This window comes from Bartonella sp. AU15XJBT, from assembly GCF_028618615.1.
Taxonomy (GTDB): Bacteria; Pseudomonadota; Alphaproteobacteria; order Rhizobiales; family Rhizobiaceae; genus Bartonella.
Window position 1 is genome coordinate 1 of the sequence record NZ_JAQITG010000009.1, and the last position, 18,374, is coordinate 18,374.

An 18,374-nucleotide genomic window follows, 5' to 3' on the forward strand; every position below is an offset into this window, starting at 1 on the left:
AAGAAAACAAACTGGAAAATGTAACCATATCAAGTGGTAAAGACGATGCACCACTCATCTATGGAATAGACGCAAACCAAAACAGTATCGTCGCTTTAACAAATGTAACCGTAAAACAAGCAGAAAGCGCCATAATCGCAGATGATCAATCGACAGTAACAGTCTCTGGAGGATCATTTGATGCAAAAGATGCAACAGTAACTTCTCACAACAACAGTATCATTACTTTAACCAACAATGCTCACATTACATCATCTGAAGCCCCCGGACTCTGGGCAAACAACAATGGCGCAATCAGTATGACAGGCGGAACCATTAAAGCTTCAATAATTGGTGCTACCTTTGAGAACAGTGAGAGAGAAGAAAACAAACTGGAAAATGTAACCATATCAAGTGGTAAAGACGATGCACCACTCATCTATGGAATAGACGCAAACCAAAACAGTATCGTCGCTTTAACAAATGTAACCGTAAAACAAGCAGAAAGCGCCATAATCGCAGATGATCAATCGACAGTAACAGTCTCTGGAGGATCATTTGATGCAAAAGATGCAACAGTAACTTCTCACAACAACAGTATCATTACTTTAACCAACAATGCTCACATTACATCATCTGAGGCCCCCGGACTCTGGGCAAACAACAATGGCGCAATCAGTATGACAGGCGGAACCATTAAAGCTTCAATAATTGGTGCTACCTTTGAGAACAGTGAGAGAGAAGAAAACAAACTGGAAAATATGACAATATCGAGCGTTAAAGACGATGCACGACTAAACGTAGGAGTATCTGCAGATAAAAGTATCGTCGCTTTAACAAATGTAACCGTAAAACAAGCAGAAAGCGCCATAGTCGCAGATGATCACTCGACAGTAACAGTCTCTGGAGGATCATTTGAGAGCGCAAGCAATGGAATATACGCAAAACAAGGAAGTTCCATTACTTTAAATAATTCTACAGTCACATCATCTCATGGAAATGGTGCCTATGCGGACGGTTCAGATTCAAAAATTATAATGATCGGAGGAAATGCAACTGCAAAAAATGGCAATGTTGCATTGCTTACAAAAAACAAGGGACAGATCGATGCCACAGATGTTACGCTCACAACAGATGGTATAGGAACCGGCGCACTTGCACTTGGTGAGAAGAGCACCATTGAATTGCATGGCAATACAACGATTAACAATACTTTTAACGGTCTTGGAGCCGTTGATGGCGGCAAAATTACCAGCGAAAATTTAATAATCAACGGTGGAAAGCCAATCAATTCGGGGACAGACACAGAACGCTCTGGTCTAACGACAGAAGACGCTGGCAGTGAAATTAACTTAACTGGCAAAACAATCATTCAAAATGTTGATGAAGGTCTTTATGCAGATGGTGGAAGCAAAATCACCAGTGGAGATCTAACAATAATCGGTGGTGAGAGCGAAAAAATAACCAGTGCTGTAGGCTCCTACGAGTCTGTGAGCAAAATTGAATTAAATGGTAACACAATCATTAAAAATTTTGATCTTGGTCTTGGTGCCTCTGGTGATGCCTCAATTATCATGAAGAATGGCACTAAAAATGAAATAGACGTCAAAAAAATGGCACTATCCGCAGTAGGCACGGGAAAGATTAACCTAGCAAACACTTTTGCAAAAGCAGGAAGCATAGGTCTGCAACTGATGGCTTTATCGAAAACCAATACAGATAAATTAGATGATCTACAAACATATGGAAATAATGAAATCAATCTAACCAATACAGAGATTCATGTTGACAATGGCACTGGAATTCTCGTTGGAGCTATTGCTAAAAAGAGTATTGGAGATATTCCTACTCTATCAATCGGTACAGTTAATCTTCATAATTCAGAAATCCATGCCGATATTTTATTAAATGACGGTGTTTTTTGGGACAAAATTTCTTGGCAAGAGGAAAATATCTGGAATGATAAAAACGTAAAGGAGATAGCCAACGGCAGCTTCACCTTAAATGCAGATCACTCTATTTTAGAAGGCAGAACAAATATTGCACAAGAGAGAAACGTAAGCTTCAACCTAAGAAACGGGACACAATGGTTCTTAAAAAACAGCACACAAGAAAAAGATGCTGAGGGCAATTTGCTTGATATTACTCAAAGGTCACGTTCTGATATTTCTGTTCTCGACCTCAATGACAGCTCTCTCATTTTTCAAGAACCAACAGAAGATCATTACCACACATTGCATATAGGCTCTGGTAAAGCAGACACGCAAGAAGTCTACAATGCCTCTGGAAATGCAGAAATTCACTTCAATACTGCATGGAGTGATGGTGTTGCAAGTGCGGACCAAAAAACTGATCGCCTTCTCATTCACGGTGATGTTTCAGGCTTCACAACAGTTTATATTGACAGCGATTCAGGGGACAAAAATAGTGTAGTCAATGCTTCTGATCCCTCAAACACTGGTGGAATTTCGCTTATTCAAGTCTCTGGAAAAGCAGATGAAAATTCCTTCAAATTAGCTCATGGCTATATCACAAGAGGTGGTTCGCCTTACAAATATACGCTGACTGCTTATGGACCAGAGTCAAGCCATGGACAAGCAGATATTGCTCAAAGCCTCTTTGATGAAAAGAATGAGAACTTCTGGGATTTCCGCTTACACAGGGAAATTCTTGAAACTGGCTCTGGTTCTAATCCAAGTGTGATTTCCGTTGTACCACAAACAGCAAGCTATATAGTTATGCCAAATGCTCTCTTTCACGCTGGATTAACCGATATAGCTAAACAAGACCAGTTTTTAGCCACTATGAGAATGTCCATTATAGGACAAGAACAAGGGATAAAGAATGCATTCTTCTTATATACCTATGGTAACACAGCCACCTTATCTTCCAAGCGTGGTCCTCTAGAATACGGTTATGGCGCGAATATCCGTTATGCGGCTCTACAAGCCGGTGTTGTATTGGCAGCAATCGAAGGGCAAAACACCATAACACATCTGGGACTAGGGGGAACCTATGGACGTCTCTCTTTCACTCCAAAAGATATGCAAGATGCTGGGAAGAACACGCTGGATAAATGGGCACTGACAGCCTATGGAAGTATACAGCATAGCAGTGGGTTCTACATCGATGCACTCTTGTCCTATGGTATCCTAAAAGGACATATCGCTAACGCTCTCATTGGGAAAACCGCAAAATTGAATGATGCTAAAATGTTGAGTATCTCCACCACTGTTGGCAAAGAATTTGCAACGGGGGTAGAAGGCTTAACCTTCGAACCGCAGGCACAAGTTGCTTATCAACATTTAATGTTTAACACCATTGAAGATGCTGATAACCTTACCATTGATATGAAAAATCCTTCTCAATGGTTGATCCGTGTTGGTGGACGTTTGACAAAAACTATTTCCACTGAGAATAATCATCCTATGTCTTTCTATGGAAAAGTAAACTTGATCAAAACTTTTGGTGATGATGGGAGCATTCATATTGGAAGAGATTTTGACCTTGATCCTATGGGACCTGCAATTGAAGGCGGTGTTGGCATCAATGCACAATTGTCCACGAACCTCTCCCTTCATGGTGATGTGAGTTATCAACAAAAGCTGCAGAAAACGGGTATATCGGGAGCAAGTTTTTCAGGTGGTATACGCTATCAGTTTTGAGGCAAAACTTTAACAACAGATGTATTGTTATTCTGTATACTTCAGCAAACCAAAAAGGCAGCACAATATGCTGCCTTTTTTTATTCTTGACACTCTTTCATTAAAAGATCTCGCGAATAACGTTGTTCTTTATTTCCTTAAAGTCATGTCCATCAAGATTTATTAATTTACAAGGTTGAATATTTTCTTTGAAGCATACCAGATTGAATGCATTCATCTCTCTTAAACAAAATGTCGCAAAGCGCTTCATCACCAAGTGAAAGCAAAACAAAACTCTCAGAAAAAACACCCTATTGATTGATATAATCTCGCTTGCTTCATAAAATCCCCTTCCCTTTTTCTCAAGAAAAAGTGTCAGATATTTTTATCTAGAATATGTCAAAAGCCCAAAATAATGCAAACCGCGAACTTTTAATAAAAGCGCAATTTCTCACACAAGTACAATTTTATGAATCATAAGCATCCTTCATTTCAAGGCTTTCAACATGAAACTCTTTATGAATTGCGTTTTGCCACTTAAAATAGGCTTTTCTGCCTCTTCACACGAATCCCGCGGTATATTCCTATTAGCGGATTTATCCATAAAGCTAAGAAAAGTGCATTTTTAGACAATAAACAGATAGCGATATTTAAAAAGCTCTTTCTTTGTACCCTGCTATGTTTATAAACTCCCATTCTTTCAATCAACAAGCTTATTACACCCTCTATAAGGCTTCATTGACACTTTCCTGTATCGTTTTAGGTAAACGATTTTGAGAAATCCTATCCCTCTCATACCAAGCTCATCTCACTGAAAGAAAATAGAACAATGAAAAAAACCGTCAAAATCAGTATCATGGAAATGATTTTTTTAAGCACAATAAGATGCTACCAATCTTAAGATTGATGCTATGAAAGAAATACCTATTTATTCTATTTTCCTTATTTTTTTACAAACAGCACTATTTTTCTAATAATTTATTAAGTCGTAAGACTATTAAATCTTATAAAAGAGCAAGCTTTTTAATTAATATTTCATATAAATTATAATATTGTTATAAAATAAACATAAATTTATAGTTTATTTTTATTTAATATAATAAATATAGTTATAGATAAAATTATATATTATTATTTTTTAATCGCAAATATAAAATAAGAAATATTTCTAGCTAAAAAATATTCTATCGTACACAGAAGCTATAAAAATTTACCATTTTCTACCTATAATGCAGAAACGAAATCCCTTAAAATTTTTGGTACAAAAAACATATCCAACGGAACTTATGAGATACTTCAGGCAGAAGATGATAAAAAATCATCGATGAATATTTAACAATAACGAGAGAACAGAAACTCAAACTTCTGTCCCTAAAAATGCTTCCACGGCTGTAAAAATGAAAGAACGAACAGCGTAATCGGATTATTGAATAGCATAACTATTATAAAAGGCAATTCATTGATATATAAAGAGTGTTCACTGTTTTTCCTGGTGTATGAGAGTCCCAAATATTATAAGACTCTCTCATTTCACCCCTGTTCCATGTTGAATCAATCAAAACCATCTCTCTTGTACGTTACGAATAGAGCTTGGCGTATGAAGAAAAATTATATAAGAAAGACATGCCTTTTCATGAACCGTTTCAAGAGCCAAGAGCTGTCGCAACATTAGAAGCTGGTAAAATATGCAATGGACTTGCTGTTTTATCAAGTGTAAAGGCGCCAACTTTCTCCTTCACAAGCGTAAAAACAATGAGGCTCTATGGATTTACCGTTATACCATTCACAAACGCCGACCGCAAAATGGTGTGACGTAATTTGAAAGACGTTTTTTTAAGAAACGTTTTTTCATATCACTCTAGCCTTAAAGCGATTTTAGAAGAGTATTATAGAAAATGCTTCTAATCTTTTAAGGACTGGTGGATTTTTGCTTAATCCAAGCCTCTGGGAAAACGACAGAAGACTTTTCAAGCGATCCAATGTCCGCCCCCACAAGAAATGATTTGTCTTATAAAGATACGCTGACTGGCTATACAGAATAAAACCATGAAAAAACGAATATCAAGCAACCTCTCTTTAATGATACGAATAAACGTTTCGAGAATTTTCGCTTACGCAAGGCATTTCTTAACGCTGGTTCTTGCACAAAGCTATCCAACATCGCATCATAAATGGTAACACATTAATTAATTTATAATGATAATTTACTCATTTCGAATGAGCGTCCCGAATATCGTAAGACTCTCTCATTTTAACCCTGTCCCATGTTGAATCAATCAAAACCATCTCTCTTGTACGTTACGAGTGGAGCTTGGCGTATGAAGAAAAATTATATAAGAAAGACATGCCTTTTTATGAACCGTTTCAAGAGCCAAGAGCTGTCGCAACATTAGAAGCTGGTAAAATATGCAATGGGCTTGCTGTTTTATCAAGTGTAAAGGCGCCAACTTGCTCCTTCATAAGCATAAAAATGATGAAGCTCTATGGATTTACCATTATATCATTCATGAACCGCCGTCATGAAATGAGCTATGCTGCCTTAGGAAAATGAGCTTTAGCGCCTTATCTCTTTGAAGAAAATCCGTCCTCTCATCTCTTCTTTTTATAGCGTATCTTCTCCTATAGCAGAGAAAATTGACTGAAATTTTTCTGAGTGCCTAAAACAATTCATCTCAACGCTATAAAGCTTTTATAATGATTATCTTGAAGTGACAATTTTTAAATAGCGTACTTCATCGTGGTTTTAGCATAAGCTCCAAACGAAGTTTTATGAAATCCATTATTTGATTGCTTTTTATGATCATGAAAAAAGCTTTTCTGAAGCAAAACTTCAAATTATAGAGAACAGCACAATATAATTTGTTTTGTTATTTACAATAAATACATTATGATATAGAAGCTGATTGGGTACTTGCGCCATTAGGGGAATGAAGTAAGCATCGAAACATACCAAATACTAAAGGCATATCTATGTGTAAGAAATATATTTATAAAAAAAATTTTTTGTTATGTACAATTGCTGGAACTTTCATTTTTTCTCATTTCGGTTCAACTTATGCAAATACACAACATCCTGAAATTATTGATGAGTTCAAGCTAGAAAACGGAGAGGAAAAGACTCTTAATAATGTTTTTATCCGCAATGGATTAAGCGCAGTGCACGCCTCTAAAAAAGCAATTGCCACAATTACGAACTCAACAATACATTCAGCTTCGTTTGCCTTTGCTGTATCACAAGGTGGGCGTATTAATGCTAAAGGAGTTAAAACCAATGCCTTGTATACTGGTCTATCAATTTCAAACGGTATCATTAACATTGAGGATTCACTCATAGAAACCAAAAGAAAATCCGGTATTATTTTTCATACCATTTTAGATGCTTTTCTGAAAGATGGTGAAGAAGTTGTCAATAAGGCGATTCTTACCAATACAAAGCTTCTTGTGAGAGATGGTGTAGGTATTTTAGGTCCCTCATCTTCAAAGTCTGTTGCCGAAGTTCGACTTAAAAATTCAGAAATTCGTTCTGATGTATTATTACAAAATATTGTAAAAAAGAAAACAGATTCAGATCCTCATCCTGTGACTTTTGTATTAACTGCCGATAATTCGATTCTAGAAGGAAGAGCAAGAACCTTAGAAGTAAATACAACTGTTTTTAATTTAAACAACAATAGCAAATGGTATTTAAATGTAAGTCAATACGACGTAAATGATGATTTTAGTACATTTAATTATGCACTCCATGACATTAAGCAACGAGCATTGTCTACCGTTTCAGTCTTAAACTTTAACAATAGCTCTATTGTGTTTAATGCGCCACATATACTGGCAAGGGGTCAATATCAAACCTTGAGTGTAGGACGAACCATTGAAGTTCCTAATTCACAAGCAAACAAGGACTCTGCTGTAGAAGCTGTTTACAACGCAACAGGCAATGCAAGAATTTATTTTAATACAGAATGGAGTGATGGTCTGACAAAAGAACAACAAAAAACAGACCGCCTTCTTGTCCATGGGGATGTAACAGGCATCACAACAATTAATTTCAATAGTCTTTCAAAAGGTGAGCCATCAAAAGCAGAAGCTTCTATTCCCGCGAATATGTGTGGTCTGTCACTCATTCAAGTATCTGGAAAAGCAGATAAAGATTCCTTCAAACTAGCAAATGGCTACGTCACAATAGGTTCTTTGCCTTATAAATATGTCTTAAATGCCTATGGACCGACATCGAGTCTTGGGAAAGCAGAGCCCGCGCAAAGCCATTTAGGAGAAGTATCTCAACAATCAAAAGAAAAGAACTCAAAAACCGACACAACCACCGTTGTATTAGGAGGAACAGTTTTAGGAATTGAGAATAATATAAAAGGTGAATCATCATCAAATTCTGAGCAAGAAGGGAGCATACAAAACCATTTGAGAGAAAATCAGAATTTCTGGGATTTCCGCTTGCAAAGTGCAACACTCGATGATGAAGGAAAGATCAGAGCTCTTGTTCCTCAAGTAGCAAGCTATTTGGTCATGCCTAACGCTCTATTCTCAGCTGGATTGGCTGAAGTAAACAATCAAAACACTTTACTGAACACGATGCAAGAAACAAGCTTTGAGACAAAAGATCATAAAAACAAAGGAATCTTTTTCTCGGCTTATGGCAATAAGATGACATTATCCTCTCACCGTACGCCCTTACAATATGGCTATGGTGCCGATATTCACTATGCTGCTTTACAAGCAGGCATTACATTAGCAGCTCTAGAAGATCAAAACATGACCACCAATTTTGGTCTTTTAGGGACATATGGAAAATTAGCTTTCACTCCAAAAGGTATGGAAGGTGCTGACAAGAGTACACTCGATAAATGGTCACTGACTGCATATAGTGGCCTGCGTCATAATAATGGGGCATATGTCCATGCACTTTTCTCCTATGGAATGCTCAAGGGGAATATCACCACAGCTCTCATAGGAAAGACTGCAGAATTGACAAGTGCTGATACATTCAGTGCATCGGCAACCATTGGACAAAAGTTCGAAACCAGCACGAAAGGATTGGTCTTTGAACCACAAGCACAAGTTGTTTATCAACGTCTTATGATTGACACACTCTCAGATGTTGATGGCTTTGATGTGAATATGGGCAATCCTCATCAATGGTTGGTGCGTATTGGTGGACGCTTAATGCAAACAACAGTTCCAACTGAAAATAGCGGTATTCTTTCTTTCTATGGTAAATTGAATATTGTTAAAGCTTTTTCTAATAGTGGCACCATACAGATTGGTGAATCGTTCCATCTTGATGCTATGGGAGCTTCCCTTGAAGGTGGGTTTGGTGTGAATGCACAATTATCACAAAATATTGCCCTTCATGCTGATGTTCATTATCAACAGAAACTTCAAAAAACGGGTATATCTGGAACAAGCTTTTCAGGCGGAATACGCTATCAGTTTTAAGAAAAAGAAAAAAACAACTTATAGTCTATTTATTTTAACAAAAAGCAGTACGAATGTGCTGCTTTTTTGCAATCTTTCGGCAAGAGACATCAATAATGGTTCTTTCTATACACCCTTCTTGAAAGGATTAATTTCATTCAAACCAAATGCCACAAAATCCTTTATCTCTCAACGATTGTTGTATTCTCAAAAGAGCGCGCTTTTTGATGTATAAAAATCGAATGGATTCAATAAAAATTGTTGTATATCGATAAAAAATACAAAATATTTTAGCTTTTTTATATCAAAAAATTTATCGTGAATAATTCTATATGCAAGAAACCCAACTGAAAGCTTTTGGTAAGCGCATGACAAATCTTCTCCAAAACTTTATAACGTTTTTAAACAGCTTTAAGCAATAAGCATTCTCCCAAAATATTTTGATTCTTAGCACTTTAAAACAAAAAGACTTATCAAGCTCAGTTTTCTGAAATTCATCATCGCTGAATTGCGCTTTTCTATTTTACAAACTTTTCCAAAACCAATTTTTAAAAGATAAATAACAAAACACGATATTTCGTTTTGTTATTTACAATAAATACATTATGATATAAAAGCTGATTGGGTACTTGCGCCATCAGGGGAATGAAGTAAGCATCGAAGCATACCAAATACTAAAGGCATATCTATGTGTAAGAAATATATTTATAAAAAAAATTTTTTGTTATGTACAATTGCTGGAACTTTCATTTTTTCTCATTTTGCTCCAACTTATGCAAATACACAACCTCCTGAGATTCCTACGGTCCAAGTAGCTAATGGAGAAGAGAAGAACTTTAATAACGTTTTTGTTCGTGGTAAGTATGATACCGCAGTTGCTAAGAAAGGCCACATTACCATTACAGACTCAATAATGCACTCAGATTTCACTTTGCTTTCTGCAACATCAGGTGGTCAAATTAATGCTAAAGGAATCGTGGGAAAAGCTAAAGAGCGTGGTTTGTCACTCACAAACGGCATAATCCGTGTTGAAGATTCAATCATAAATGTCATAGGCCACAGCAAAGTCTATGGTATCAATTTTGGTTATATTCTAAGCTCCACAATAAAAGAAGGAGAAGAAGTTGTAAACAAAGCCATTCTTAATAAGACAAAACTTTTTGTAAAGGATGGTGTTGGTATTTTCGGACCTTATTATTCCAAAGCTGTTGCTAATGCGGTATCCCTTAAAGACTCAGAAATTCGTTCTGATATGTTATTAAAAAACGAAGGCTCACCGTTCACCACAATTGAACCAACTACTTTTACATTAGACGCTGACAATTCAATTATGGAAGGAAGAGCCAAAACGCTTCCTCAAAATACAACGATCTTCACCCTAAACAATAACAGCAAGTGGCATTTAAAAATTAGTCTATTTGAATTGGAAAATAGTTTTAGTTTATTTGATTACAAGCTTCTTGATCTTAAGCAACGAGCACAATCCGTTGTTTCAGTCCTAAACCTTAACAATAGCTCTATCATATTTGATGCACCGCATGATTTAGTAGAAAACCATTATCAAACCTTAAATGTGGGAAGACATCCCCAAAAAACAGAGCAAAACAGAGACTCTGATGCCGCAACAGTTTACAATGCAACAGGCAACGCAAGGATTTACTTTAATACCGAATGGAGCAATGGTCTTACAAAAGAACAACAAAAGACTGACCGTGTTCTCGTTCGCGGTGATGTCTCAGGCACCACAACGATCTATTTCAACAATCTTTCAAAGCATCCCGAACCCTTTGATAATGAAGAAGCAGAAGGTTCAATTCCTTTGAATATACGTGGTCTCTCACTCATTCAAGTTTCTGGGCAAGCCAATGAAGATTCCTTCAAACTTGCCCATGGCTATACCACAATAGGGGGCTTACCTTATAAATATATACTCAATGGCTATGGACCAACATCCCGCCTTGGGAAAGCGGATGATCAGCAAAGCCTTTTTCCAGAAGGTGAAGAATTTTGGGATTTCCGTCTCCAAAATACTACTCTTGATTTAGTGGAAGAAATCAAAGCTCTTGTTCCCCAAGTTGCAAGCTATTTGGTAATGCCTAACGCGATATTCTCCTCTGGATTGACTGACATAAGTAATCAAAATACGCTGTTAGATAATATGCACTCAACAGTTTTTGGATTAGAAGGTCATAAAAAGAAAGGCATCTTCTTATCAACGTATGGCAACAAGGTGACGTTATCTTCCAGCCGTAGTCCATTGGAGTATGGTTATGGTGCGGATGTTTGCTATGCTGCTTTACAAGCAGGCATGGCATTAGCAACGCTAGAAAATCAAAGCTTAACTGCAAATTTTGGTCTTTTAGGCACCTATGGAAAGCTCGCTTTTACGCCAAAGGATATGGAAGGTTCTGACAAAAGCATACTGGATAAATGGTCCTTTACGGTCTATGGGAACCTCCACCATGACAATGGTCTTTATGTTAATGCATCACTCTCTTATGGCATTTTAAATGGACATATCACAACAGCTCTTATTGGCAACACCGCAGAGTTAAATAATACGGATATATTGAATATATCGGCAACCGTTGGACAAAAACTAGCAACCGGTGTTGAAGGATTGTCCTTTGAACCACAAGCGCAACTGATTTATCAACATATTGCATTTGGTACGCTTTCAGATATCGATGACTTCCAGGTTAATATCAAGACTCCTCACCAATGGTTGGTGCATATTGGAGGACGTTTAACAAAAACCATACTTCCTATTGAAAACGATCGTGTTCTTTCCTTTTATGGTAAATTGAACGTCATCAAAGCTTTTGGTGAAAAAAGCACAATCGATATTATTGAGCCTTTCCGTCTTGATTCTATGGGCTCTTCTCTTGAAGGTGGGCTTGGCATTAACGCGCAACTTTCCAAAAATATTGCCCTTCATGCTGACGTTAATTACCAACATAGACTTCAAAAAGCTGGGTTTTCTGGAATTAATTTTTCCGGTGGAATGCGCTATCGCTTTTAGAAATCTTAGCTTTCACTTTTGACACATAAGCAGCGCTGGAATGTAAGCAGTGCTGCTTATATTTTACACATTACAAAAAATCGTAATGTGTGGAAGAGTAGTTCATTTTTTATCAAAACAAAGAAAATATCTTAAGGAACGTCTCTATGCATAAGAATCTTTTGTTATGTACAGCCGCTTGTGCTTTGTTTTTTTCTTCTTTTACCTTCATATCGATCAGTACCGCCTCTGGCTTAAGTCCTGAAACACGCCATGCTCTTGAAGGAATGATCGAATTACCGGAACAATATCGCCATACCATTGATTTAATAAACACACCTACACAGACAGAAAAAAATCTTGAAAAAATAGCCTCTGGCGCCATGACGCGAGGTCATTCACCTTTCAACCAAGCACATCAAAATTCTATGGATCGTGTAAGAGAGAAGATTAAAAGCTCTTTTTCAGGCGATGGTCGTGCTAGCTCTGGTGCACATCATGTAGTATTAAAGCATGAAATGGATAATACACATACCAAAGTCATAGCAAACCAATATCCTCAAGATACACAGTCTATGGTAGATACCAACGCAAAACTTAACCAATTGAGAATAAAACGGAGTGCCTCACAAAAACAAAACAATACAGCTACCAATGTTTTACAAAATGCATTGTATCTTAACACGCACCCCCAAAATACCTCAACCACCGATGGAATAGCAAACGTGGAGGGGAAAGAAGCCTCTCTTGCACATAAAGAGAATAAATACTCTGTTATTGATCCCAAGACAAACACGGATTCCTCAGCACCGAAAAAGGCTCTTAACACATCCACGGAATCTCATGTGAAATTGCCCACAAAGATTGAGAACAGCCCCATCGCTCATACTGAGAGCACGTCTCAATTTACAGCTGATAAAGCAACTGCAACTTCTTATTCTCTTGATGGAGCAGTAAATGGCAAACTCCTTACACCACAAATAGAAAACTCTTTCGTCATGCCTATCGCGATGTTTACTGTTGGGGTTGCTGATGCCAACAATCAAAATATCTTGTTAGACAATATGCAAATAACAATGTTTGAACCCAAAGAGTATCAAGAGAGAAGCATTTTCTTATCCACTTATGGCAATAAGAACACATTTTTCTCCCGCATTCATTCAAAACAAGAAGGGGCTCAAACAGAACAAAATGATGTTCAAAAAGAACAAGGAGGCGCTCCAGCAGAACAAGAGGGCGCTCCAGCAGAACAAGAGAGCACTCACGCAGAACAAGGGAGCCTTCATGCGGATATTCGCTATGCCGCATTGCAGGCAGGGGCTACATTAATCGCGCGAGAAGATCAAAATATCAGCACTAATTTTGGTTTTTTCGGAACCTATGGAAAATTGTCTTTTGCTCCTAAAAATGCAGATAGCTCTCATAAGAAGATGTTTGATAAATGGTCTCTCACTGCCTATGGAAACATTCAGCACGACGGTGGCATCTATGCAAGTGCTTTTCTCTCTTATGGAATTTTTAAAGAAAATATGAGCAACGATTTTATCAAAGATGCCCCTAAAATAAAGAATAGTAAAATATTAGGAGCTGCTGCAACGGTTGGTCAAAAACTATCAACTGGTTTCGAGGGTGTCATTCTAGAACCGCAAGCACAACTCGTTTATCAGCGTCTCATACTTAGTGCATCCTCAGATAACAACACGTCCTCAAATGGCAACAGTTCTTCAGATGACGATAACCCTAAAATAAACATAGGCAAACCTGATCAATGGTTGCTGCGTATTGGTGGGCGTTTGACGCAAAACAAAGGCCATGCCCTTTCCTTCTATGGTAAACTGAACATGATCAAAACTTTTAGTAAAAGTTTTCAGCTTGCTGCGATGGGATCTTTAGTCGAAGGTGGTTTTGGTATTCACGCACACTTATCGCCAAATATCGAGCTTCATAGTGATCTGAGCTATCAACATAAATTCAAAAAAGTTGGCATCTCTGGAATAAATATTTCTGCTGGAATGCGCTATCACTTTTAAAAATACTTGTATTCTATCTTGAAATACAAAGCACTCTCATTATGTTTCGTTTTGTCTCTTACAAAAGAGACATAATGAGGTCAAAATTTTATATTCTATGAGAGAGGGGAAATATTTAGGAATACATCCATATGAAAAAAAATATTTTACTATACACAATTTCTAGTGTGCTGTTTTATTCTTCCACCAGCTTGTCTTATGCTGTTCATAGCATGACTCCATCACCAGGTATTGATCTCCCACCTCCGCCACCAGGCGCTGAAGAGGGACGGGATCCAGTCCCTCATAGTCGTCGCCGAATAGATGCACCCCAAAATTATCTATATGATATTTCGCCTGATGGGGAGTCACATTATCCATTTCTCCTCTCCCATCCACCTTCAACATCTAGCATACCTACGCCCCCTAAAAACACAAAAACGTCCAAGGTTTCTTCTCAAGATTCTAAAGAAAAAACGCCATCCCCAAGTGTAACCAGTGAAAATACAACTTCTCCCGCGGAACAAAAGCCTGAGCCTAATCAAGAAGGTACACAGGCATCAAAGACTAAAGCGACAGAAAGTGTACAATCTAACCCTACAGCCACACAAAACACGGTTACACAATCTTCATCGACAGAAAACACTCCAACGAGAGGAGAGTCTCCAACAATAGGGACAACTTCAACAACAGGAATGGAAGCAAAAACGAGAAGGCGTTCAGGTGTCTCTTCTTCTCCCTCAGACTCTTCCAGCGAAAAAACGTCACCGAATTCTGCTGCATCTTCACAGTCAGAAGCGACACAATCTTCACCTAATTCACAGTCAACACCTGCAAACTCTGGCCCTACAAGTCCGGGATTTATAAGACCAACAACAGAGCAATCACCGGCACCAAAATCTGTACAATCAACGTCCGTGCAATCTGCATCTACACAAGGTGTATCTGAAAAATCTAAACCTACAAAACCGGATTCTGACAAAACAACGACAAAACTATCGTCAACGCCTAAAGAATCAGAACCCGGGCAGCGAATACTTTTAAGACCAGAAGCGAATACACAAAAAGTATCTAAAAACTTTGAACCTCAAAAGCCAGAATCTACAAGACCAACAGCAGAGCAATCACCAACGTCTAATGCATCAGAGCTCTCAGCAATATCTGTCAGACCAACAGCTGGAAAATCAGAGCTTGCACAACCAATATCCCCCATAAAACAGCCTGAGAAACCTGTGCAAATCGAAGATATCAGTACCCGTGTTGAAGCTCAAAACGGTAGAATTGTAACTTTGCATAACAAAAAAATTCAAGACAGATGGAGTGCTGTCGATGCAGAGGGAAGTAATTCAAAAATCCAAATGAGTGGAGGAACCATTGACGCTGGTTTTATTGCATTAAGTGTCTCAGATGGTGGAGAGATTGATGCCACAGATATTACGGTAACAGCAGAAACAGCTGGTTTGGTCAACATAGAAGGCACAATCAATCTTAAAGATTCCAGCATCCATGTCACAGGAGAATCTGAAGCGAGTGGTATTATTTTCCGCAATAATCCATATCATGCCCCTCGAAACCGATATCCACGCAGTGCTGAAAGAAATACCAACGCCATTCAAGAACAAGATATTGCCGGTAAAGTAAATCTAGAGAATACAAAACTTTTCGTTGAGCAAGGGATTGGTATCAACCTTTATGGAACCAACACAAACGGTGTTGTCAGTCTTAAAAATTCAAAAATCCATGCCGATGTTTTATTAAAAAATATAAAAAACGAAAGTGGCTCCACAAATACCCTTAAACTGGTTGCGGATCACTCTTCTTTAGAAGGTCGAGTAAGAACCTCTAAAGATAATAGAACAATTTTTGATCTAAAAGAAGAGACGAAATGGCTCTTAAAGCCAAATAAAAACGCTGTAAATAGTGATAACATCTCAAGTGACGATGCTGTTTTAGATGACTATGGACAGTTTGCTCTTGATGAAAAATCATTCTCTAATCTTTCTGTATTGCGCCTTACCAACAGCGCCATTATGTTTGAGAAGCCCGTTGAGAGACATTACCAAACTTTGTTTATAGGGCCTAATCTTTCGCAAGAAGACGAAACTGCTCACACAGCAACAGTTTATAGTGCAGCAGGTCTTTCAGAAATTTATGTAAACACTCAATGGAACGAACATTCTCCTGTCACGGAACAACAAACCGATCGTATTATGATTAATGGAGATGTCTTAGGGAGTACTGTTGTTCACATCAATCTCCAAGAAACAGATAAAAAAACCGATAGCTCTGCTGTTTGGGAAGAACACATGGCGTCACTCCCTTTAGGGACACATGGCATTTCAATCATTCAAGTTTCCGGACAAGCAAATGAAAATTCCTTCAGGTTAGCAGGAAACTATATGACAATAGGTGGACAACCTTATAAATATGTACTCACAAGCTATAAACCAGGAACATCTCATGAGAGCCAAAATCTTTTTGGCAAAAATAATCGTGATTTCTGGGATTTCCGCTTACAGAATGCCTACATTGATAAGGATAAAAAAGTTCGAGCACTTTTACCACAGGTGGCAAACTATTTAACCCTGCCTAATGCTTTATTTTCTTCTGGATTTGCTGATGTAAATAACCAAAACACGTTGTTAGATGCAATGCAAACAACAGTATTTGGTGCAAAAGATAATAAAAAGAATAACTTCTTTTTCTCTTCATACGGCGAGAAAGTCGCCTTATCTTCCAACCGCGGCCCATTGCGTTATGGTTATGATGCTGATGTAAACTATAGCGCTTTACAATTGGGAGCCGTATTAGCCGCCTTTGAAGGCAAAGACATAAGCACACATTTTGGTCTGTTAGGAACCTACGGAAAACTTGCCTTTACGCCAAAAGAGATGCAGGATTCTGAAAAGACGACCCTTGATAAATGGTCACTCACCGCTTATAGCGGCATCCAGCATAGCAATGGTCTATATGTCAATGCTCTTCTTTCTTACGGAACCTTAAAAGGAAATATTACCACAGCTCTGGTTGGGAATGCCGCAAATTTGGATGGGACTGAAATCCTTAATCTATCCGCAACCCTTGGTCAGAAATTAGCAACCGATACAAAAGGATTGGTCTTTGAACCACAAGTGCAATTCATTTATCAAAATCTCATGTTTGATATTTTCTCAGATACCAATGGCTTAAAAGTAGACATGGGCAATCCGCATCAATGGTTGGTTCGTTTTGGTGGACGTTTAACAAAAACGATAACGGCTGTTGAAAAAAACAAGGCTGTTTCCTTCTATGGCAAAATGAATGTTATCAGAACTTTTGGTGATGGTAAAATAATAAAAATTGCTGATACCTTTGATCTTGATCCTACCGGCTCTTCAATTGAGGGAGGCATGGGTGTGAATGCTTATTTTTCTGAAAATGTCGTGCTAAGTGGTGATATTAGCTACCGGCAAAAATTGCAAAAAGCTGGTGTATCGGGGACCAATGTATCTGGCGGAATACGGTATCGTTTTTAAAGCAAAAACACTTTTAACTTCAATAAAATAAAAGGGCAGCATGTTGTGCTGCTTTTTTATTTAAACGTATATTTTTAAAATTCTCAAAAGTCATTACATCATCAAATAACATATTTATTTATAATGATTTTTTATCTATTGAATAAAAACTGAATACCATCGCATTCTCTCATTTCCAAGAGATTCATCTTGAAGAATTCGCTTGCACATCACAAGCAGAAACGTTGGTGTATGGATAAAAACAATTTAAGAAAGATATAAAAATGCTTCTTATGAACCATAACGCAAGGAGGCTCTCAACATTGAAAATTGGCACAGTGTATCATAATACCAGCCTGATCCCTTGATATGCAAAAAATAGCAACGTTTATACCATTCTTTTGTACCACTTAGAGGCTTTTACACTCTACACTTCACGGAGCATCGTCCTATACCATTCACGAAACACCATTGTGAAATGATCCGGAGCATTGAGAAAGATTTCTTTAAAGCAAGCATATAAATTGGCAACAACAAATCTATTCTGTTTTAAATATTTTGTTTTGCATGGGGCGTGTTCCCTCAATAAAAACTCTCCCCGATCATTATGATATCTCCGCTGCATCAAAAGGACCAAACAAGTTATTTTGGTTATTGGCTAAAACAGCACCGTAAAGATGCCTTGAGCTTAACAACCAAGTCTTTTCCTTTGTGAAAAACAGAGCTGAAAACTTGAGTTTAGTGAGCGAATATTGAAAATTTGAAAGGCAAACAGTCTCTCATTAAAAAAATCTATCCGTTTCAAGAAAAACTATTTTTA

Annotated in this window: 5 protein-coding genes; all 5 read left to right on the top strand. The window is 37.7% G+C overall.

Annotated elements, in window-relative coordinates; translation table 11 throughout:
• The coding region (locus tag PVV57_RS05470) for an autotransporter outer membrane beta-barrel domain-containing protein (RefSeq protein ID WP_342753457.1) at positions 1–3,644 on the top strand (3,644 nt) is incomplete at its 5' end.
• 2,949 nt (positions 3,645–6,593) lie between these two features.
• Positions 6,594–9,071, top strand: coding sequence for an autotransporter outer membrane beta-barrel domain-containing protein (locus PVV57_RS05475; RefSeq protein WP_273783621.1), 2,478 nt, complete (start codon positions 6,594–6,596; stop codon positions 9,069–9,071).
• A 667-nt stretch (positions 9,072–9,738) separates the two neighbouring features.
• On the top strand, positions 9,739–12,072 hold the full coding sequence (locus PVV57_RS05480; RefSeq protein ID WP_273719008.1) for an autotransporter outer membrane beta-barrel domain-containing protein: 2,334 nt from the start codon (positions 9,739–9,741) through the stop codon (positions 12,070–12,072).
• Between the two features lie 146 nt (positions 12,073–12,218).
• Positions 12,219–14,081 (top strand): autotransporter outer membrane beta-barrel domain-containing protein, encoded by a 1,863-nt coding sequence (locus PVV57_RS05485; protein ID WP_273719009.1) that lies wholly within the window; start codon positions 12,219–12,221, stop codon positions 14,079–14,081.
• Between the two features lie 131 nt (positions 14,082–14,212).
• The gene (locus tag PVV57_RS05490) at positions 14,213–17,575 is read left to right on the top strand and encodes an autotransporter outer membrane beta-barrel domain-containing protein (protein ID WP_273783623.1); all 3,363 of its coding nucleotides are present in this window, start codon (positions 14,213–14,215) and stop codon (positions 17,573–17,575) included.
• Positions 17,576–18,374: the final 799 nt, after the last annotated feature.

Excerpts from the sequence above, each read along its gene's own strand:
- PVV57_RS05490 (WP_273783623.1), top strand. The coding sequence starts at position 14,213 with ATGAAAAAAAATATTTTACTATACACAATTTCTAGTGTGCTGTTTTAT.
- PVV57_RS05475 (WP_273783621.1), top strand. The coding sequence starts at position 6,594 with ATGTGTAAGAAATATATTTATAAAAAAAATTTTTTGTTATGTACAATT.
- PVV57_RS05480 (WP_273719008.1), top strand. The coding sequence starts at position 9,739 with ATGTGTAAGAAATATATTTATAAAAAAAATTTTTTGTTATGTACAATT.
- PVV57_RS05485 (WP_273719009.1), top strand. The coding sequence starts at position 12,219 with ATGCATAAGAATCTTTTGTTATGTACAGCCGCTTGTGCTTTGTTTTTT.